At 49.1% G+C, this 17,624-nt stretch carries 13 protein-coding genes, 5 tRNA genes and 1 rRNA gene; 18 read left to right on the top strand and 1 reads right to left on the bottom strand.

Annotated features, from left to right (window positions below):
- Positions 1 to 100 precede the first annotated feature (100 nt).
- Positions 101 to 216 (top strand): 5S ribosomal RNA (rrf, locus tag GVJ32_RS15755).
- 471 nt (positions 217 to 687) lie between these two features.
- Here rrf and GVJ32_RS15750 read toward each other — a convergent pair.
- The gene (locus tag GVJ32_RS15750) at positions 688 to 1,023 is read right to left on the bottom strand and encodes a hypothetical protein (RefSeq protein WP_159241016.1); all 336 of its coding nucleotides are present in this window, start codon (positions 1,021 to 1,023) and stop codon (positions 688 to 690) included.
- 214 nt (positions 1,024 to 1,237) lie between these two features.
- Between GVJ32_RS15750 and birA the strand changes: the two genes are divergently transcribed.
- From birA to rpoC, 17 genes are all read left to right on the top strand, one after another.
- Positions 1,238 to 2,197 (top strand): bifunctional biotin--[acetyl-CoA-carboxylase] ligase/biotin operon repressor BirA, encoded by a 960-nt coding sequence (birA, locus tag GVJ32_RS15745; RefSeq protein WP_159241015.1) that lies wholly within the window; start codon positions 1,238 to 1,240, stop codon positions 2,195 to 2,197.
- A gap of 1 nt (position 2,198) precedes the next feature.
- Positions 2,199 to 2,936 (top strand): type III pantothenate kinase, encoded by a 738-nt coding sequence (locus GVJ32_RS15740; protein WP_159241014.1) that lies wholly within the window; start codon positions 2,199 to 2,201, stop codon positions 2,934 to 2,936.
- A gap of 14 nt (positions 2,937 to 2,950) precedes the next feature.
- On the top strand, positions 2,951 to 3,634 hold the full coding sequence (locus GVJ32_RS15735) for an SPOR domain-containing protein (RefSeq protein ID WP_159241013.1): 684 nt from the start codon (positions 2,951 to 2,953) through the stop codon (positions 3,632 to 3,634).
- A gap of 36 nt (positions 3,635 to 3,670) precedes the next feature.
- Positions 3,671 to 3,746 (top strand) — tRNA-Thr (locus tag GVJ32_RS15730).
- 93 nt (positions 3,747 to 3,839) lie between these two features.
- Positions 3,840 to 3,923: transfer RNA gene (locus GVJ32_RS15725), tRNA-Tyr, on the top strand.
- 35 nt (positions 3,924 to 3,958) lie between these two features.
- Positions 3,959 to 4,032: transfer RNA gene (locus tag GVJ32_RS15720), tRNA-Gly, on the top strand.
- Positions 4,033 to 4,064: 32 nt separating this feature from the next.
- Positions 4,065 to 4,140 (top strand) — tRNA-Thr (locus GVJ32_RS15715).
- Positions 4,141 to 4,243: 103 nt separating this feature from the next.
- Positions 4,244 to 5,467: an elongation factor Tu gene (gene tuf, locus GVJ32_RS15710; protein WP_159241003.1), complete on the top strand. Its 1,224-nt coding sequence runs from the start codon at positions 4,244 to 4,246 to the stop codon at positions 5,465 to 5,467.
- Between the two features lie 47 nt (positions 5,468 to 5,514).
- Positions 5,515 to 5,590, top strand: a tRNA-Trp gene (locus GVJ32_RS15705).
- A 71-nt stretch (positions 5,591 to 5,661) separates the two neighbouring features.
- The gene (secE, locus tag GVJ32_RS15700; protein WP_159241012.1) at positions 5,662 to 6,027 is read left to right on the top strand and encodes a preprotein translocase subunit SecE; all 366 of its coding nucleotides are present in this window, start codon (positions 5,662 to 5,664) and stop codon (positions 6,025 to 6,027) included.
- A 9-nt stretch (positions 6,028 to 6,036) separates the two neighbouring features.
- A complete protein-coding gene (nusG, locus tag GVJ32_RS15695) occupies positions 6,037 to 6,567 on the top strand; it encodes a transcription termination/antitermination protein NusG (protein WP_159241011.1) in 531 nt (176 codons plus the stop codon).
- Positions 6,568 to 6,647: 80 nt separating this feature from the next.
- Entirely contained in the window at positions 6,648 to 7,079 is a 432-nt protein-coding gene (rplK, locus tag GVJ32_RS15690; RefSeq protein ID WP_159241010.1) for a 50S ribosomal protein L11, read from the top strand.
- The gene (gene rplA, locus GVJ32_RS15685; protein ID WP_159241009.1) at positions 7,079 to 7,777 is read left to right on the top strand and encodes a 50S ribosomal protein L1; all 699 of its coding nucleotides are present in this window, start codon (positions 7,079 to 7,081) and stop codon (positions 7,775 to 7,777) included. Before rplK ends, rplA begins: the two co-directional genes overlap by 1 nt.
- Positions 7,778 to 8,060: 283 nt before the next feature.
- Positions 8,061 to 8,588 (top strand): 50S ribosomal protein L10, encoded by a 528-nt coding sequence (rplJ, locus tag GVJ32_RS15680; RefSeq protein ID WP_159241008.1) that lies wholly within the window; start codon positions 8,061 to 8,063, stop codon positions 8,586 to 8,588.
- Between the two features lie 44 nt (positions 8,589 to 8,632).
- Positions 8,633 to 9,010: a 50S ribosomal protein L7/L12 gene (gene rplL / locus GVJ32_RS15675; RefSeq protein WP_159241007.1), complete on the top strand. Its 378-nt coding sequence runs from the start codon at positions 8,633 to 8,635 to the stop codon at positions 9,008 to 9,010.
- Between the two features lie 187 nt (positions 9,011 to 9,197).
- A complete protein-coding gene (gene rpoB, locus GVJ32_RS15670; RefSeq protein ID WP_159241006.1) occupies positions 9,198 to 13,274 on the top strand; it encodes a DNA-directed RNA polymerase subunit beta in 4,077 nt (1,358 codons plus the stop codon).
- 74 nt (positions 13,275 to 13,348) lie between these two features.
- Positions 13,349 to 17,560: a DNA-directed RNA polymerase subunit beta' gene (gene rpoC, locus GVJ32_RS15665; protein WP_159241005.1), complete on the top strand. Its 4,212-nt coding sequence runs from the start codon at positions 13,349 to 13,351 to the stop codon at positions 17,558 to 17,560.
- Positions 17,561 to 17,624 lie beyond the last annotated feature (64 nt).

The raw sequence follows: 17,624 nt of genomic DNA, 5'->3' as shown, positions 1-17,624 counted from the left end.
AGGCACTTCCTCCATCCGTGGAGGTCGTTTACCGCCCTATTTGGATTAAATGACGCAGTACGCAAGTACGTAAGACATCTCATTTAGCCAAGCCAGTTTGCCTGGCGACCATAGAGACATGGTACCACCTGATCCCATCCCGAACTCAGAAGTGAAACGTGTCATCGCCGATGGTAGTTTGGGGTTTCCCCATGCGAGAGTAGGTCATCGCCAGGCTTCTAAATAAAAATGCCCCAGCCGAATTCGGTTGGGGCATTTTACTTTGTGGAATCTAAAAAGTTGGGCAACTGGCGATGCCCAACGGTCATGGCCACAGCACTCGCTAACGCTCGCGGGCCACGCTGTCGCCAGGCTTTAATTTAAATGGCCACAGCACTCCCTATGGTCGCGTACCCACAGGGCATAAAGGCCACACTGACCCGAGATTCTAACGAGTCTCGGGTTTTTTTATGGGGCTCTGGAAGTGGATTCCACCAGGCGATCCCCTACGTAGATCTCAACCAAGGCGCTTGCTAGTCCCATATAGCAGAGTGCTAGACGGGAGACGCAAAGGCCAAAACCGCTCAGCGCTTGCAGGGTGTTTACAAATATTAATATAGTTCGCTAAGAAAGCTTGACGAGACTTTACTCGAAGCCGAGCATGCTTCTGCGTTCTGCGTTCTGCGTTCTGCGTTCTGCGTTCTGCGTTCAGGTGTCTAGCTGGCGAACATCAATATTTTTTACTGACGAGTTGCGTTTAATAATTTCTACAACGCGGTAAATCATCGTCACTTCGGCCACTCTGCCTGTAATAGCGACGCTTCCATTCCGACTAGTCAGTTCTAATTGGCCAGACAGCTTGTGGTCTGACTGTATTTGCTTAATTAATTCGCTCACTAATCGCTGGTCTTCGCTTGATTGTGGGCCGATATAGGAGCCGGCTTGTACATATACGGTATTTGTTTCGTGGCTTTGGTTTGCATATGTAGGGCCGCTGCTAAGGAGAGTGATGGCAGTAGCAAAGCCGATCATTTTGAGTTTCATAATTACTACTCCTGTATTCATTATATGAAGAGGACGCTGCGTGGGTATTTCGCGCGCTTGGTGTTAATACGAGCTACTTTTAATAATGGATTTATCGTGTAATTAGCTAAAAGTAGAAGAGGCTAGAAATTTGTCAATTTCTCCAGTACCGCCAAGAGTGATCATATTCTGATATTATCTAGCGCTTCTAAACGGTAGTTGGGTGCGTGGCTTCGTGGAATTATTAAATATATTGGCTGATGGCGAGTATCACTCTGGCGAAGAGATTGGCAGCCAGCTTGGTATTAGTCGGGCTGCGGTGTGGAAGCAGCTACAAAAATTGGAAAGTTTTGATTTAGAAATCGAGTCAATAAAAGGTCGCGGCTACCGTTTGGTTGGGGGTTTAGATTTATTGGATAGCGGCAAAATTCGTGCGTCTTTAAGTTCGGCGGCAAATTTAGCTATAGGTCAGTTCGATATTTTCCCATTAATAGACTCAACGAATAATGCGGCAGGGGATGCTATTAGAGAAGGATATGGCAGGGGCTATTGCTGTCTCGCTGAGCAGCAGACCGCCGGCCGAGGCCGTCGCGGTCGCGAGTGGCAAAGTCCATTTGGACGTAATGTGTATATGTCCCAAGTCTGGGAGTTTCAGTCTGGGGCTTCTGCTCTTGAGGGGCTTAGCTTGTCGGTTGGTCTTGCCATTGTTCGAGCGATTACCAAATTTGGTGTTAGTGGTTTAGGGCTTAAATGGCCCAATGACATACTGTACGAAAACAAAAAGCTGGCTGGAATTTTGTTGGAGATGCAGGGGGATCCCGCCGGCGTTTGCCAAGTGATAGTTGGAGTTGGGTTAAATGTTGATATGAGGGGCTCGAATACCGATGCGATTTCGCAGCCTTGGACTGATTTGTCGCAGATAGTCGGCGCCGTAGACCGCAACAAATTAGTGGCGGAATTAATGTCATCACTGCATTTGGTCTACAAAGAGTTCTTGGTTGGCGGGTTTGCTGTTCACCGAGATGAATGGTGTCGGTATGATGCCTTTGCTGGTCGTGATGTTAAGGTTCAGTTGGGTGATACTTTCATTGAGGGGGTGGTGTCAGGCTTGGATCGTAGTGGAGGCTTGGTGTTAATGACCGCTGACGGTGAGCGTATATTCAGTGGCGGTGAAGTGAGTTTGCGGAGCGCATGAGTTGGCACTGATATTGGAGCTAGATGTAGGTAATACAGCGATAAAGTGGCGTCGTTTAAGTGGGGCGGTCGTGCTGGATTCTGGTCGTATCGCAGACAATCTTGACGAACTCGAAGACCTGTTGGATGCCGAGGTAAGCTTTGTTCGTGTGGCTTCTGTTGCATTTAGTCAGAGAGAAACCCAGCTGAAGGCCTTACTGGTAGGTAAAAAAGTGGAGCACGAATTTGCAGTGTCTCAAGCCGAATGCGCTGGCGTAAGAAATGGGTACGACGACGTGTCCAGTATGGGGGTTGATCGCTGGTTGGCAATGGTTGCGGCATATAATAGTTGTCGCGAAGCATGTGTGATTATTGATGCTGGTACTGCGTTAACTATAGATGTAATCGATAGGGGGGGGCAGCATCACGGCGGTTACATATTACCTGGTGCTGAGTTGGCCTTAACTGCGCTCGGGCGAAGCACTGGTAAGGTGCGATTTGGTGTTGCTGCATCTAAGAGCTTGGGTTTGGGCAAAAATACTGGCGCTTGTGTACATAATGGCAAGTGGCTGGGCTTGGTAGGTGCAGTTCAGCTCGCGCTACATGAGGCCGAAAAAGAGATTGGTGTGAATTATAGGGTGTATGTCACCGGTGGTGATGGTGCGAATGTGATGCAGCTTGCGGGTGATTATGCGGCATCGTGGCATTACAGTAAGGACTTGGTTTTGGATGGATTGGCGCTGGTGCTAGCTAAGGCGTAAGCAAGGGGGTGCAGGTGCGTTGGTTTTTTGTATTACTGGTTGCGGTAAATACAGCCTTTTTTTTAAGTGACAAGGGTTCTATTTCTCTAGAGAGTGTCACTTTTACACCGGAAGATAAGGGTAATATCCAGTTGCTGTCTGAGCTTGGGCTGGGCGGTACAAAATCACTTACTAAAGAGGAGGCGTCTAATCGAGATGTTGCAGCTGGCGCAGAGAAGCGTGCATGCCTCTTTTTGGGCCCATATAGCAATAAAGATGAAGTCTTAGCAGGTCGTATATCGTCTGGTGACGTTAAATTATTTGCCGAAAAGTATGAGCGAAGCGCGGACTACTGGGTGTATTTGGGGCCGTACTCATCGTTTAATGAGGCGGCAAAAGTTGGTGCCGAATTGCGCGGCAAGCGTATCGATAATTTTATCATTCGGGGTGGCGAGCTAAAAAATGCTATTTCGTTGGGTGTATTCACTACAGAAGAGAGGGCGCGCGTTCATGCTAAGGGCCTGTTAAAGCGAGAGTATAGTAGCGCTGTGAAGCGAGTGGCAAAAGAGGGAGTGCGCTACTGGATGGCCTATGTTGGGCTCGAAGGCGATCAATCCCTAAAGGATATTGCTCGTGTGATGGAGAAAAAAACAGATAATAACAAAAGCTTGGAGAAAAAAAGCTGCAATCTGATTGCGTCTTACCAAGAGTTAGACTAGAATGCCGGCCTCGTTTGGAAGCGACGTGGTAGCTAAGCTGGCGTAGCTCAGTTGGTAGAGCAGCTGACTTGTAATCAGCCGGTCGGGGGTTCGACTCCTCTCGCCAGCTCCACACATTTTTCTGGCGAGCCTTGTAGTAACTGTAAGTCGGTCGAAGTTAGGCCGCTAACTACATGGCTCGAAAGAAAATATTCCGTTCTCTTGGGGTGGGGTTCCCGAGTGGCTAAAGGGATCAGACTGTAAATCTGACGCGCGAGCTTCGGTGGTTCGAATCCACCCCCCACCACCATTATTTGTAAGACTTGCCAGCGGATTGAAGTTTCAGCGGGTATGGTTCAATGGTAGAACCTCAGCCTTCCAAGCTGATGGTGCGGGTTCGATTCCCGCTACCCGCTCCAGTTTGGGCAGGTTTGTAAAAGAGATTTTCGGTGCTCATGTAGCTCAGTCGGTAGAGCACTTCCTTGGTAAGGAAGAGGTCACCGGTTCAAATCCGGTCATGAGCTCCATTAGAATTTGGCGACAAAAGCTGATTTGGTCAGCTTTTGTCTTTTTGTAGTGGCTTGACGAAAATAGTGACTTGACGAAAAAGTCCGCTAGGAGACTGTCGCAATGGCTAAAGAGAAGTTTGAACGTAATAAGCCCCATTTGAATGTGGGCACCATTGGTCACGTCGACCATGGTAAAACCACGCTGACAGCAGCCCTGACGCGCGTATGTGCGGAAGTGTATGGTGGTAAGGCGGTGGCGTTTGATGGTATCGATAATGCACCGGAAGAGCGTGAGCGCGGTATTACCATTGCGACCTCGCACGTTGAGTATGACTCATCAGTTCGCCACTACGCTCACGTCGACTGCCCAGGTCACGCTGACTACGTTAAGAACATGATTACCGGTGCTGCACAGATGGATGGCGCTATTTTGGTGTGTGGCGCGACTGACGGCCCAATGCCGCAGACTCGTGAGCACATCCTGCTGTCACGTCAGGTTGGCGTACCGTACATTGTTGTCTTCCTGAACAAGGCAGACCTGCTTGCAGAAGATTGCGGCGGCGTAGGCAGCGAAGAATACAATGAAATGCTTGAATTGGTAGAAATGGAGCTGCGCGAGCTGCTCGATATGTACGAATTCCCAGGCGACGACACGCCAATTATTGCAGGCTCTGCATTAATGGCATTGAACGGTCAAGATGATAACGAGCTTGGCACGACAGCGGTCGCTAAATTGGTTGAGGCTTTGGATACTTATATTCCACAGCCAGAGCGTGCGGTTGATCTGCCGTTCCTAATGCCAATCGAAGATGTATTCTCAATCTCTGGTCGCGGTACTGTTGTAACTGGCCGTATTGAGCGTGGCATTCTGCGCACTGGTGATGAGATTTCTATCATCGGTATTCGTGATACCACCAAAACGACCTGTACTGGTGTTGAAATGTTCCGCAAGCTGCTTGACGAAGGTCGCGCTGGTGAGAACGTAGGCGTGTTGTTGCGTGGTACTAAGCGTGATGACGTTGAGCGTGGTCAAGTATTGGCTAAGTCTGGCTCAATCACTCCGCACACTCGCTTTGAAGCGGAAGTGTACGTGTTGTCAAAAGAAGAGGGTGGTCGTCACACGCCATTCTTCAAAGGCTACCGTCCACAGTTCTACTTCCGTACCACGGATGTAACAGGTGCTTGTGAGCTGCCTGAAGGTACTGAAATGGTAATGCCTGGCGACAACGTGAAGATGGACGTGACATTGATTGCGCCTATCGCGATGGAAGAAGGTTTGCGTTTTGCAATCCGCGAAGGTGGTCGTACTGTTGGCGCCGGCGTTGTTGCTAAAATCGTAGAGTAAAATCCCAGTAGTATTGGGTGTAAGGCCGGGCTTGTCCCGGTACTTGTAGGCCAGTAGTTCAATTGGTAGAGCACCGGTCTCCAAAACCGGCTGTTGGGGGTTCGAGTCCCTCCTGGCCTGCCATTTACGTTAACACCGCTTCGCGTAATGCGTAGTGGTGTTTTGCGCTTAGCAAAAAAGGATATGACTGAACAATGAGTGCTAAGGCGGAAAACGCTAGTCGCCTCGATGGCTTGAAGTGGAGCATAGTTGCTTTACTTGTTGTGGTTGGTGTTGGCGGCAATACGTATTTTTCTGGCGAGTCCTTGCTTTACCGCGTCATTGCCTTGTTGGTGTTGGCGTCTGTAGCGGCTTTCATTGCGTATCGTACCGAAAAAGGTGCGGCATTTTTTGAATTGTTAAAAGGTGCGCGTACGGAAATCAGAAAAGTAGTCTGGCCGACGCGTCAGGAGAGCACACAAACGACACTTATTGTGGTGGCGTTTGTCGTTGTGGCGGCATTGATTCTGTGGGGATTAGATACTCTACTGGGTTGGCTGGCATCCATGGTTATCGGCTAGAGGTAGGGCATGACAAAGCGTTGGTATGTTGTACACGCCTATTCTGGGTACGAAAAGAAAGTGGCTCTTGCATTAAAAGAGCGCATTGAGCTTTCGGGCTTTGCAGAGCGTTTCGGTGAAGTATTGGTGCCGACAGAAGAAGTGGTTGAAATGCGTGGCGGGCAAAAGCGCAAAAGTGAGCGCAAATTTTTCCCTGGCTACGTTTTGATCGAAATGGAGCTCGGAGACGATACTTGGCACTTAGTTAAAGAAACGCCAAGAGTCATGGGCTTTATTGGTGGTAAGGCAGATAAGCCTGCACCAATTACCGAAAAAGAAGCGCAGGCCATCCTGCAGCGGGTTGAAAGTGGCGATAAGCCTAAACCTAAGACCCTGTTTGAGCCTGGCGAAATGGTTCGTGTTATCGATGGCCCATTTAATGATTTTAATGGTGTTGTTGAAGAAGTGAACTACGAGAAGAACCGTTTGCATGTTGCGGTACTAATTTTCGGGCGTTCTACGCCTGTAGAGTTGGATTTTGGTCAAGTAGAGAAGACCTAAGTTCACTGTTTTAGGTCAGCGTAAGCTGTCGCGGGGAGCTTCGTGTATGCGGAGCGTTACTACCCAAATGGAGAGGTAATATGGCTAAGAAAGTACAGGCTTATATCAAGCTACAAGTTGCTGCTGGTGCAGCAAACCCAAGTCCACCAGTTGGCCCTGCATTGGGTCAACACGGTGTGAATATCATGGAATTCTGTAAAGCATTCAACGCTCAGACCCAGAGTCTTGAGAGTGGCATGCCTATTCCTGTCGTTATCACAGTCTACTCTGACCGTAGCTTTACATTCACCACGAAAACGCCACCAGCATCATTCTTGCTGAAAAAGGCCGCTGGTGTGAAAAGTGGGTCAGGTACGCCCAACTCTAAAAAAGTGGGCAAAGTAACCCGTGCGCAAATAGAAGAGATCGCCACTATTAAAATGGCCGACCTTACTGCTTCTGATATGGAAGCGGCAGTGCGTACAATCGCGGGCAGTGCTCGTGCCGCTGGTATCGAAGTGGAGGGTGTGTAATGGCTAAGCTAACTAAGCGCCAAAAGGCAATTGCTGAGAAAGTTGTTGCTGGCAAACAATATAGTTTTGAAGACGCGGTGGCGCTGTTGAAAGACGTCTCTACTGTTAAGTTCCCAGAAGCAATTGATGTTGCAATCAACCTTGGCGTTGATGCACGTAAATCAGATCAAGCTGTTCGCGGTGCAACTACTCTGCCAAATGGTACAGGCAAAACTGTACGTGTTGCGGTGTTCACCCAGGGTGAAAATGCAGAAAAAGCAAAAGCTGCTGGTGCAGATTTTGTAGGTATGGACGATCTAGCCGAGCAAGTTAAAGGCGGCATGATGGATTTTGACGTAGTTGTTGCTTCTCCAGATGCAATGCGCGTTGTGGGTCAGCTGGGTCAAGTTCTTGGTCCACGCGGTCTAATGCCAAACCCGAAAACTGGTACTGTAACTGCTGACGTTGAAACTGCAGTTAAAAATGCTAAAGCGGGTCAGGTTCGCTACCGTACAGATAAAAACGGCATCATTCACGGCGCTATCGGGACAATTTCTTTCGAAGCTGGCGTGTTAAAAGAAAATCTAGAAGCCTTGCTGGGTGATTTGCGTAAAGCGAAGCCATCATCAGCTAAAGGTGTCTACATGAAGAAAATTACTCTTTCTTCAACAATGGGCCCTGGTATCGTTATCGATCAGGCAAGCCTGGCGTTAAAATAATTTTTGGGCGCTTGCGCCCAGGATAGAGCGTCCTTTTCGGAGGGCGTTTTCTGGCTTTGTGGTCTTTGACAGCTGACCTACTGTGTCAAAAGACAGAGACCATCAAAGACCGTAGGTGGGATTGGATTTTTCAGATCTGAACCCTTAATAGGTGTGTTGACTTGTCAACGTTACCGGCACCGGCCTACGCAGATGGTGGATTGGATTTGTTCACCAGCAAACGACTGTAAACTTTGTGTTTTCAGTCTACGGTAATTAACTGACAAATCCAGGAGTTATCCAAGTGGCATTAAGACTCGACGACAAAAAAGCGATAGTAGCTGACGTTAACGAGACTGCCGCTAGTGCATTGTCATTGGTTATTGCTGACGCCCGCGGGTGTACGGTAGGCCAAATGACAGAGCTGCGCAAATTGGCGCGTGAATCCCAAGTGAACGTACGTGTAGTGCGTAATACTTTGGCGAAGATCGCGTTAAAAGGAACTGAATTCGAGTGCGCAGAAGAGGCCTTTAAAGGGCCTTCTCTGCTAGCATTTTCGATGGAAGATCCAGGTGCTGCAGCTCGTATCTTCAAAGATTTTGCGAAAGCAAATGCTAAATTTGAAGTGAAAGCACTTGCGGTTAGTGGCCAATTGATGGGTGTAGATCAGTTGGATGTACTGGCTAAGCTGCCGACCCGCGACCAAGCGCTGTCTATGTTGATGAGCGTGATGTTAGCACCGGCAACCAAACTGGTACGTACAATGAACGAAGTCCCAGGAAAATTGGTTCGTACATTAGCTGCCGTTCGCGAGCAGAAAGAAGCTGCGTAAGCAGCGTTAAATTTTTTAGTAATTGACACAGTAGGGAGTTTCACATGGCTCTGTCACAAGACGATATTTTGAATGCAATCGCTGAAATGAGCGTAATGGACGTAGTTGGTCTAATCGAAGCGATGGAAGAGAAGTTTGGCGTTACTGCAGCTGCTGCAGTTGCTGCAGCTCCTGCTGCCGCTGCTGAAGGCGGCGCTGCTGCTGAAGAACAAACTGAGTTTGACGTTGTTCTGACTGCTGCTGGCGACAAGAAAGTTAACGTGATCAAAGCAGTACGTACGATCACTGGCTTAGGCTTGAAAGAAGCGAAAGAAATGGTAGATGGCGCACCATCTACTGTTAAAGAAGGCGCTTCTAAGGCTGATGCAGACGCAGCTAAAGCAGCACTTGAAGAAGCAGGCGCTAGCGTCGAGCTTAAGTAAGTTGCTTGTTGGCCTGCTTGCGGGTCAATCTCAAGCTGGGCTGGCGGGTTAAATCCCGCCGGCCTTTTGTTGTTTGAGAAATTACAGTCGGGGCCTATAAGGGTCTGACTCGCGACAGATAAACTGTCGCACTAACGACACCGTCGCCGGTCGCGGCGGAGTCAAGAGATGATGCTGGGGAGTACTGATGGCTTACTCGTACACTGAGAAAAAACGTATCCGCAAGGATTTTGGCAAGATGCCGCACGTCATGGACGTGCCATATCTCCTTGCGATTCAGCTGGATTCCTACAAAAAGTTTACGCAGGCAGGCGTTCCTGCCGCTGAACGCGGCGAGCATGGTTTACACGCCGCTTTTAAATCTATATTCCCGATAGTCAGCTACTCCGGCAATGCAGCCCTTGAGTACGTCGATTACGTACTTGGTGTGCCTGCGTTTGATGTAAATGAATGTCAGCTGCGCGGTGTGACTTATTCCGTGCCGCTACGGGTTAAGGTTCGCTTGATTATTTATGATCGTGAATCTGCCAACAAAAGCATCAAAGATATTAAAGAGCAAGAAGTCTATATGGGCGAAATCCCCCTGATGACTGAAAACGGTACCTTTGTAATTAATGGTACTGAGCGGGTAATCGTTTCTCAGCTGCACCGTTCTCCTGGCGTGTTCTTCGACCATGATCGTGGTAAAACCCACTCGTCTGGTAAGCTGTTGTATTCGGCGCGGATCATTCCTTATCGCGGCTCGTGGCTTGATTTTGAATTCGATCCTAAAGATCAGGTTTTTGTACGTATTGACCGTCGCCGTAAATTGCCGGCTACAATCCTGTTGCGTGCATTAGGTATGGCAGCAGAAGAAATTCTAGAACTGTTCTATGACGTGAATACGTTTAAGGTCGCCAAAAAAGGTGGCTTTACTATAGAGCTAATTCCTGAGCGTCTGCGTGGTGAGGTTGCTACATTCGATATCTGCGCTAAAAATGGCGAAGTTATCGTTGAGACTGGTCGTCGTATTACAGCTCGTCACATTCGCCAAATTGAAAAAGCGAATCTTACTGAGCTAGAAGTGCCTGTCGAATATCTGGTTGGGCGTGCCTTAGCCAAGGATATTATCGACAAAGCAACAGGCGAAGTGCTGTTCCCTTGTAACTCTGAAATTACAGCGGAAATACTTACCAAGCTAGAAGAGACGGGTGTGACCGAAATTGACACCCTATACACTAACGAGCTTGATTGCGGTCCATACGTTAGTGACACTCTACGTGCTGACCCAACCAATAGTCAGCTTGAGGCGCTGGTAGAAATTTACCGTATGATGCGTCCGGGCGAGCCACCGACTAAAGACTCGGCGGAAAACCTCTTTCAGAATCTGTTCTTCTCTCCCGAGCGCTACGATCTGTCGACCGTGGGCCGGATGAAGTTTAATCGCCGCATTGGTCGTGAAGAAATTCTCGGTTCTGGTACCTTGGATCAAAGCGATATCGTTGCTGTTATGAAAATGCTGGTTGGCATTCGTAACGGTAAAGGCATCGTTGATGATATCGATCACTTGGGTAACCGTCGTATCCGTTCTGTCGGTGAAATGGCTGAGAACCAATTCCGTGTCGGTTTGGTCAGGGTTGAGCGCGCGGTTAAAGAGCGTCTCTCTATGGCGGAAAGCGAAGGCTTGATGCCGCAGGATTTGATCAACGCTAAACCGGTTGCAGCGGCGGTGAAAGAATTCTTTGGCTCTTCGCAGCTGTCTCAGTTTATGGACCAAAACAACCCGCTGTCGGAGATTACCCATAAGCGTCGTGTTTCTGCGCTTGGGCCTGGTGGTCTGACGCGTGAGCGTGCTGGCTTTGAAGTTCGCGACGTTCACCCGACGCACTACGGTCGGGTATGTCCGATAGAAACACCTGAAGGACCAAACATCGGTCTGATCAACTCGTTGGCAACGTATGCGCGTACCAATGAGTATGGTTTCTTGGAGAGCCCTTACCGCAAAGTTAAAGACGGTAAGGTAAGCGATGATATCGAATACTTGTCAGCGATAAATGAAGCTGAAGAAGTTATCGCTCAGGCCTCGGCTGTCATGAACGACAAAGGCGAGTTGACCGACGAGATGGTTGCGGTTCGTCACATGAACGAATTCACCGTAATGCCACCAGAAAAAGTAACCTACATGGACGTTTCGCCCAAGCAGGTTGTTTCGGTTGCAGCGTCATTGATTCCCTTCTTAGAACACGATGACGCTAACCGCGCATTGATGGGCTCGAACATGCAGCGTCAGGCCGTACCAACATTAAAGGCCGATAAGCCTTTGGTCGGTACTGGTTTTGAGCGTTATGTGGCATCGGACTCGGGTGTGTGTGTGGTTGCTCGCCGCGGCGGTGTGATCGACAGCGTTGACTCGTCGCGTATTGTTGTGCGTGTAAACAATGACGAAGTTCAGCCTGGCCAGCCGCCGGTTGATATTTACAACTTGACCAAATACACCCGCTCTAACCAGAACACTTGTATTAACCAGCGTCCAATTGTGAGCGAAGGCCACGATGTGGTGCGCGGTGATATTCTGGCTGATGGCCCGTCTGTCGATTTGGGTGAGCTGGCATTGGGCCAGAACATGCGTATCGCATTCATGCCGTGGAATGGTTACAACTTCGAAGACTCCATCTTGGTGTCTGAACGTGTTGTAAAAGAAGATCGTTTTACTACCATTCATATTCAAGAGCTGACCTGTATCGCTCGTGACACTAAGCTTGGGCCAGAGGAAATTTCCTCTGACATCCCTAATGTTGGTGAGGGCGCTTTAGCTAACTTGGATGAGTCTGGCATTGTGTACATCGGTGCAGAAGTTGGCCCTGGCGATATTCTGGTAGGCAAAGTGACGCCAAAAGGCGAAACCCAGCTGACCCCAGAAGAAAAGCTACTGCGTGCTATCTTCGGTGAGAAAGCGTCAGACGTAAAAGACACGTCACTGCGCGTTCCTACTAGCACCAAAGGTACGGTTATCGACGTTCAAGTCTTCACTCGTGATGGTTTGGAAAAAGATAAGCGCGCCTTAGAAATTGAAAAGATGCAGCTTGATCAGTTCCGTAAGGACTTGAATGAAGAGTACCGCATTGTTGAAGAAGCGACATTTGTGCGCTTGTCTGATGCCCTAAATGGTCAGAAGATTCTCAGCGGCCCGGGTATGAAAAAGGGCGACGAGCTATCGGCGGCGGGTCTTAAAGAGCTGAAGAAAGATGACTGGTTCAAATTGCGTATGGCTGAAGAGCCACTAAATGCTGCATTAGAAGATGCAGATAAGCAGTTGGGTGAGCATCGCAAAACCTTGGAAGAGCGTTTTGAAGATAAGAAACGCAAACTAACAACCGGTGATGATTTAGCACCTGGTGTTTTGAAAATCGTTAAAGTGTATTTGGCAATTAAGCGCCGTATTCAGCCGGGTGATAAAATGGCCGGTCGTCACGGAAACAAAGGGGTTATCTCGGTCATCATGCCGGTTGAAGATATGCCTTTTGACGAAAATGGCGAGCCAGTCGATATCGTACTGAACCCACTAGGTGTTCCGTCGCGGATGAACGTTGGTCAGGTTCTTGAAACTCACTTAGGCTTAGCGGCCAAAGGTTTGGGTCGCAAGATTGATGACATGATTCGCGAGCAGCGCAAAATGGCTGAATTGCGTGCTTTCTTGGGCGAAATTTATAACGACGGCGCAGGTCGCCATGAAGACCTAGATAGCTTCAGCGATGAAGCGATTATGGATCTGGCTAAAAACTTGCGTGGCGGCGTACCGATGGCTACTCAGGTATTTGATGGCGCGAACGAAGCAGAAATAAAAAATCTGTTGACCTTGGCGGGGCTGCCAGATAGTGGCCAGTTGAAGCTGTGTGACGGCCGTACCGGTCTAGAGTTTGATCGTCCGGTAACCGTTGGTTATATGTACATGCTGAAACTGAACCATTTGGTCGACGACAAGATGCATGCGCGTTCAACCGGTTCGTACAGTTTGGTAACCCAGCAACCACTCGGCGGTAAAGCGCAGTTCGGTGGTCAGCGTTTCGGTGAGATGGAAGTGTGGGCGCTGGAAGCATATGGCGCAGCTTACACCTTGCAGGAAATGTTGACTGTTAAGTCGGATGACGTGAATGGTCGTACCAAAATGTATAAAAACATTGTTGATGGCGATCAGCGTATGGAGCCGGGCATGCCCGAGTCTTTCAACGTACTGGTCAAAGAGATCCGCTCCCTCGGTATTAATATCGAGTTAGACACGGAATAAACATCGACAACGACTATGGCAAGGGGCGCCCGGCTTAGTGGGCGCCTGAAGAATACCCTTGCGGAGGAACGGCCTTGAAAGATTTATTGAATCTATTGAAACAGGGACAACCGAACGACGAGTTTGACTCTATTCGTATCGGTTTGGCGTCACCGGAGCTGATTCGCTCGTGGTCATTCGGCGAAGTGAAAAAGCCGGAAACCATTAACTACCGCACGTTCAAGCCAGAGCGTGACGGTTTGTTCTGTGCCAAAATTTTTGGACCAGTGAAAGATTATGAGTGCTTGTGCGGTAAGTACAAACGCCTTAAGCATCGTGGTGTAATTTGTGAGAAGTGCGGCGTTGAAGTCGCGCTGGCCAAAGTGCGTCGCGAACGCATGGGTCACATTGAACTGGCTAGCCCAGTTGCACATATTTGGTTCTTGAAGTCATTGCCAAGCCGTATCGGTTTGCTGCTGGACATGACGCTACGTGATATCGAGCGGATTCTGTACTTCGAATCTTACGTTGTTACCGATCCAGGCATGACTACCCTAGAGAAAGGCCAGTTGCTAAGCGACGAGCAGTTCTTTGAGGCGATGGAAGAATTTGGTGACGACTTCGTTGCAAAAATGGGCGCCGAGGCGATCATGCATTTGCTGATGGAGTTGGATCTGCCTGCTGAGATCGAGCGCCTGCGCGAAGAGATTCCTGCAACCAATTCAGAAACCAAAATTAAAAAACTATCAAAGCGCTTGAAGCTGATTGAAGCTTTGGCTGACTCGGGCAACAAGCCTGAGTGGATGGTTATGAAGGTGCTGCCAGTATTGCCGCCAGATTTACGTCCTTTGGTTCCTTTGGATGGTGGCCGCTTTGCAACTTCAGATCTTAATGATTTGTACCGTCGGGTTATCAACCGTAACAACCGTTTGAAGCGTTTATTAGACTTGAATGCGCCTGATATCATTGTTCGCAATGAAAAGCGTATGTTGCAAGAGTCTGTTGATGCGCTGCTGGATAACGGCCGTCGCGGCCGTGCGATCACCGGTTCTAACAAGCGTCCGCTGAAATCCCTTGCCGATATGATCAAAGGTAAGCAAGGTCGTTTCCGTCAGAACTTGCTAGGTAAGCGTGTCGACTACTCTGGTCGTTCGGTTATCGTGGTTGGTCCTACCTTGCGTCTGCATCAGTGCGGTCTGCCAAAGAAAATGGCACTTGAGCTATTCAAGCCATTCATCTTCGGCAAACTAGAAGCACGTGGCTTGGCGACAACGATTAAAGCCGCTAAGAAAATGGTCGAACGTGAGCCGCCAGAAGTATGGGATATCCTCGCTGAAGTTATCCGCGAGCATCCCGTTATGCTTAACCGCGCTCCGACTCTTCACCGTTTGGGTATTCAGGCGTTTGAGCCAGTACTTATCGAAGGTAAGGCGATTCAGCTTCACCCTTTGGTTTGTGCGGCATACAACGCTGACTTTGATGGTGACCAAATGGCGGTACACGTACCGCTGACAATTGAAGCGCAGCTTGAAGCACGCGCGCTGATGATGTCCACCAATAATATTCTGTCGCCTGCGAACGGTGAGCCGATTATTGTTCCATCGCAAGACGTTGTATTGGGATTGTACTGGATGACGCGTGAGCGCGTTAACGGCATGAGCGAAGGTACTGCGTTTGCAAACCCTGAGGAAGTGCATCGCGCCTATGTTGGCGGCCTTGCGCACTTACAAGCGCGTATTAAATGTCGCTTGGTTCAGGTGAGTTTTGATGAGAACGGTGAGCGCACGGAATCTCGCAGCTTGATTGACACCACTGTTGGTCGTGTCTTGTTGTGGCGGATCGTCCCAGAGGGCTTGCCCTTTGAGATGGTTAACCAAAACATGACTAAGAAGGCGATCTCTCGTTTATTGAATGAGTGCTACCGTCGCGTTGGCTTGAAAGCCACCGTTATTCTTGGCGACCAATTGATGTACACCGGTTTCGAGTATTCAACTCGTTCAGGTTCATCTATAGGTGTAAACGATTTTGAAATCCCTGCCGCTAAGGCGCGCATCGTGTCTGCTGCAGACGCTGAAGTAGTTGAGATCGAGAAGCAGTATGCTTCTGGTCTGGTAACTCAGGGTGAGAAATACAACAAAGTTATCGATATTTGGTCCCGTGCGAATGACATGGTTTCCAAGGCGATGATGGAAGGTCTGTCGAAAGAGCCGGTCATAAACCGTAAAGGTGAGGAAGAGATGCAAGACTCTTTCAACTCGGTTTATATCTATGCTGACTCTGGTGCTCGGGGTTCTCCGGCGCAGATTCGTCAGTTGGCTGGTATGCGTGGTTTGATGGCTAAGCCAGACGGCTCGATCATCGAAACGCCTATCACCGCAAACTTCCGTGAAGGTTTGAGCGTACTTCAGTACTTCATCTCGACTCACGGTGCGCGTAAAGGTTTGGCCGATACCGCACTGAAAACAGCAAACTCGGGTTACCTAACTCGTCGTTTGGTTGATGTTGCTCAAGATTTGGTTATTACTGAAGACGATTGTGGTGCAGATCAAGGTCTGACCATGACGCCGGTTATCGAAGGTGGTGACATCATCGAAACATTGGGTGACCGCGTATTGGGTCGTTTGGTTGTTCGTGACGTATTTCGTCCAGGTACTGATGATATCGCGGTTGAAGCGGGCGTCATGCTCGATGAGAAGCGCGTTATTGAATTAGAAGAAATGGGTATTGATGAGATTGAGGTTCGCTCACCAATTACCTGTGAGACTCGTCATGGTGTGTGTTCCGCATGTTATGGCCGTGACTTGGCGCGTGGTCACTTGGTTAACCGTGGTGAAGCAGTGGGTGTTATCGCTGCACAGTCTATCGGTGAACCCGGTACTCAGCTGACGATGCGTACCTTCCACATTGGTGGTGCGGCATCGCGAGCAACCGCGGTCGACAATATCCAAGTTAAGCAAGATGGTAAGGCGCGTCTGCATAATCTGAAATGGGTTGAACGGGAAGACGGTTTCTTGGTTGCGGTAAGTCGTTCTGGTGAATTGGCGATTACTGACAAGAGTGGTCGTGAGCGTGAGCGCTACAAGCTACCTTACGGTGCTTTGATTAAAGTTGCCGATCGCGCTGAAGTTGCAGCGGGCGATATTGTTGCAACATGGGATCCGCATACTCACCCCATCGTTACGGAAGTTGCCGGTATCGTTAAGATGTCGGGAATGGAAGAGGGTATTACCGTTAAGCGTCAAACAGACGAATTAACTGGTCTCAGCAGTATTTCTGTTATGGACCAAGGCGAGCGTCCAGCTGCCGGTAAAGATATGCGTCCAGCGGTAACGCTAGTAGATGCCAATGGTGACGAGCTGTGTTTGGCGGGTACTAATGTACCGGCACATTACTTCCTGACTGAAAACGCTATCGTGTCTCTTGAGAACGGTGCGCAGGTTAAGGTCGGTGATGTTATTGCACGTATTCCACAAGAGAGCTCGAAAACACGTGACATCACCGGTGGTCTGCCGCGTGTTGCTGACTTGTTTGAGGCGCGTAAGCCGAAAGAGCCGGCTATCTTGGCTGAAATTTCAGGTACCGTGAGCTTCGGTAAAGAGACCAAAGGTAAGCGTCGCCTGATTATTACTCCCGCAGATGGCAAGCCTATTGCGGACGGGTCAGATTATTACGAAGTGCTGATTCCTAAGTGGCGTTTGCTGACCGTGTTCGAGGGTGAGCAGGTTGAGAAGGGCGAAATTGTTTCGGAAGGCCCACTGAGCCCTCACGACATTTTGCGCCTCAAAGGTGTGGAAGAGTTGGCGAAGTATATCGTCAATGAAATTCAGGACGTTTACCGTCTGCAGGGCGTAAAAATTAACGATAAACACATTGAGGTTATCGTTCGTCAAATGCTCCGCAAGGTTAATATTCTTACCTCTGGCGACTCCTCGTTCATTAAAGGTGAGCAGGCAGAATACGTTCGTGTGGTTGAAGAGAACGAAGTTCTTGGTGCCACGGATAAAATTTCTGCCAGCTATGAGCGTGAATTGTTGGGTATTACTAAGGCTTCTTTGGCAACTGAATCGTTTATTTCAGCGGCATCGTTCCAAGAAACCACTCGTGTTCTTACTGAGGCAGCGGTTACCGGCAAGCGCGATCACTTGCGCGGCTTGAAGGAAAACGTAGTTGTTGGTCGTTTGATTCCAGCTGGTACCGGCTTGGCTTATCACCGCGATCGTAAAATTAAGAAAGACGAAGCAATGAAAACCGTGTCAGCGCAAGACGTTGAGGCGGCACTGTCAGAGGCACTTAGCGATAACGGCTGAGTAAATTTGACTACTTGACGGGAGTGGAGCGCATCTTTAGAATTCGCGCTCCACTTTTTTTATA

The organism is Zhongshania aliphaticivorans, assembly GCF_902705855.1.
Taxonomy (GTDB): Bacteria; Pseudomonadota; Gammaproteobacteria; order Pseudomonadales; family Spongiibacteraceae; genus Spongiibacter; species Spongiibacter aliphaticivorans_B.
Note: the sequence above shows the minus strand (reverse complement) of the source record. Positions and strands in the feature narration are given on the sequence as shown.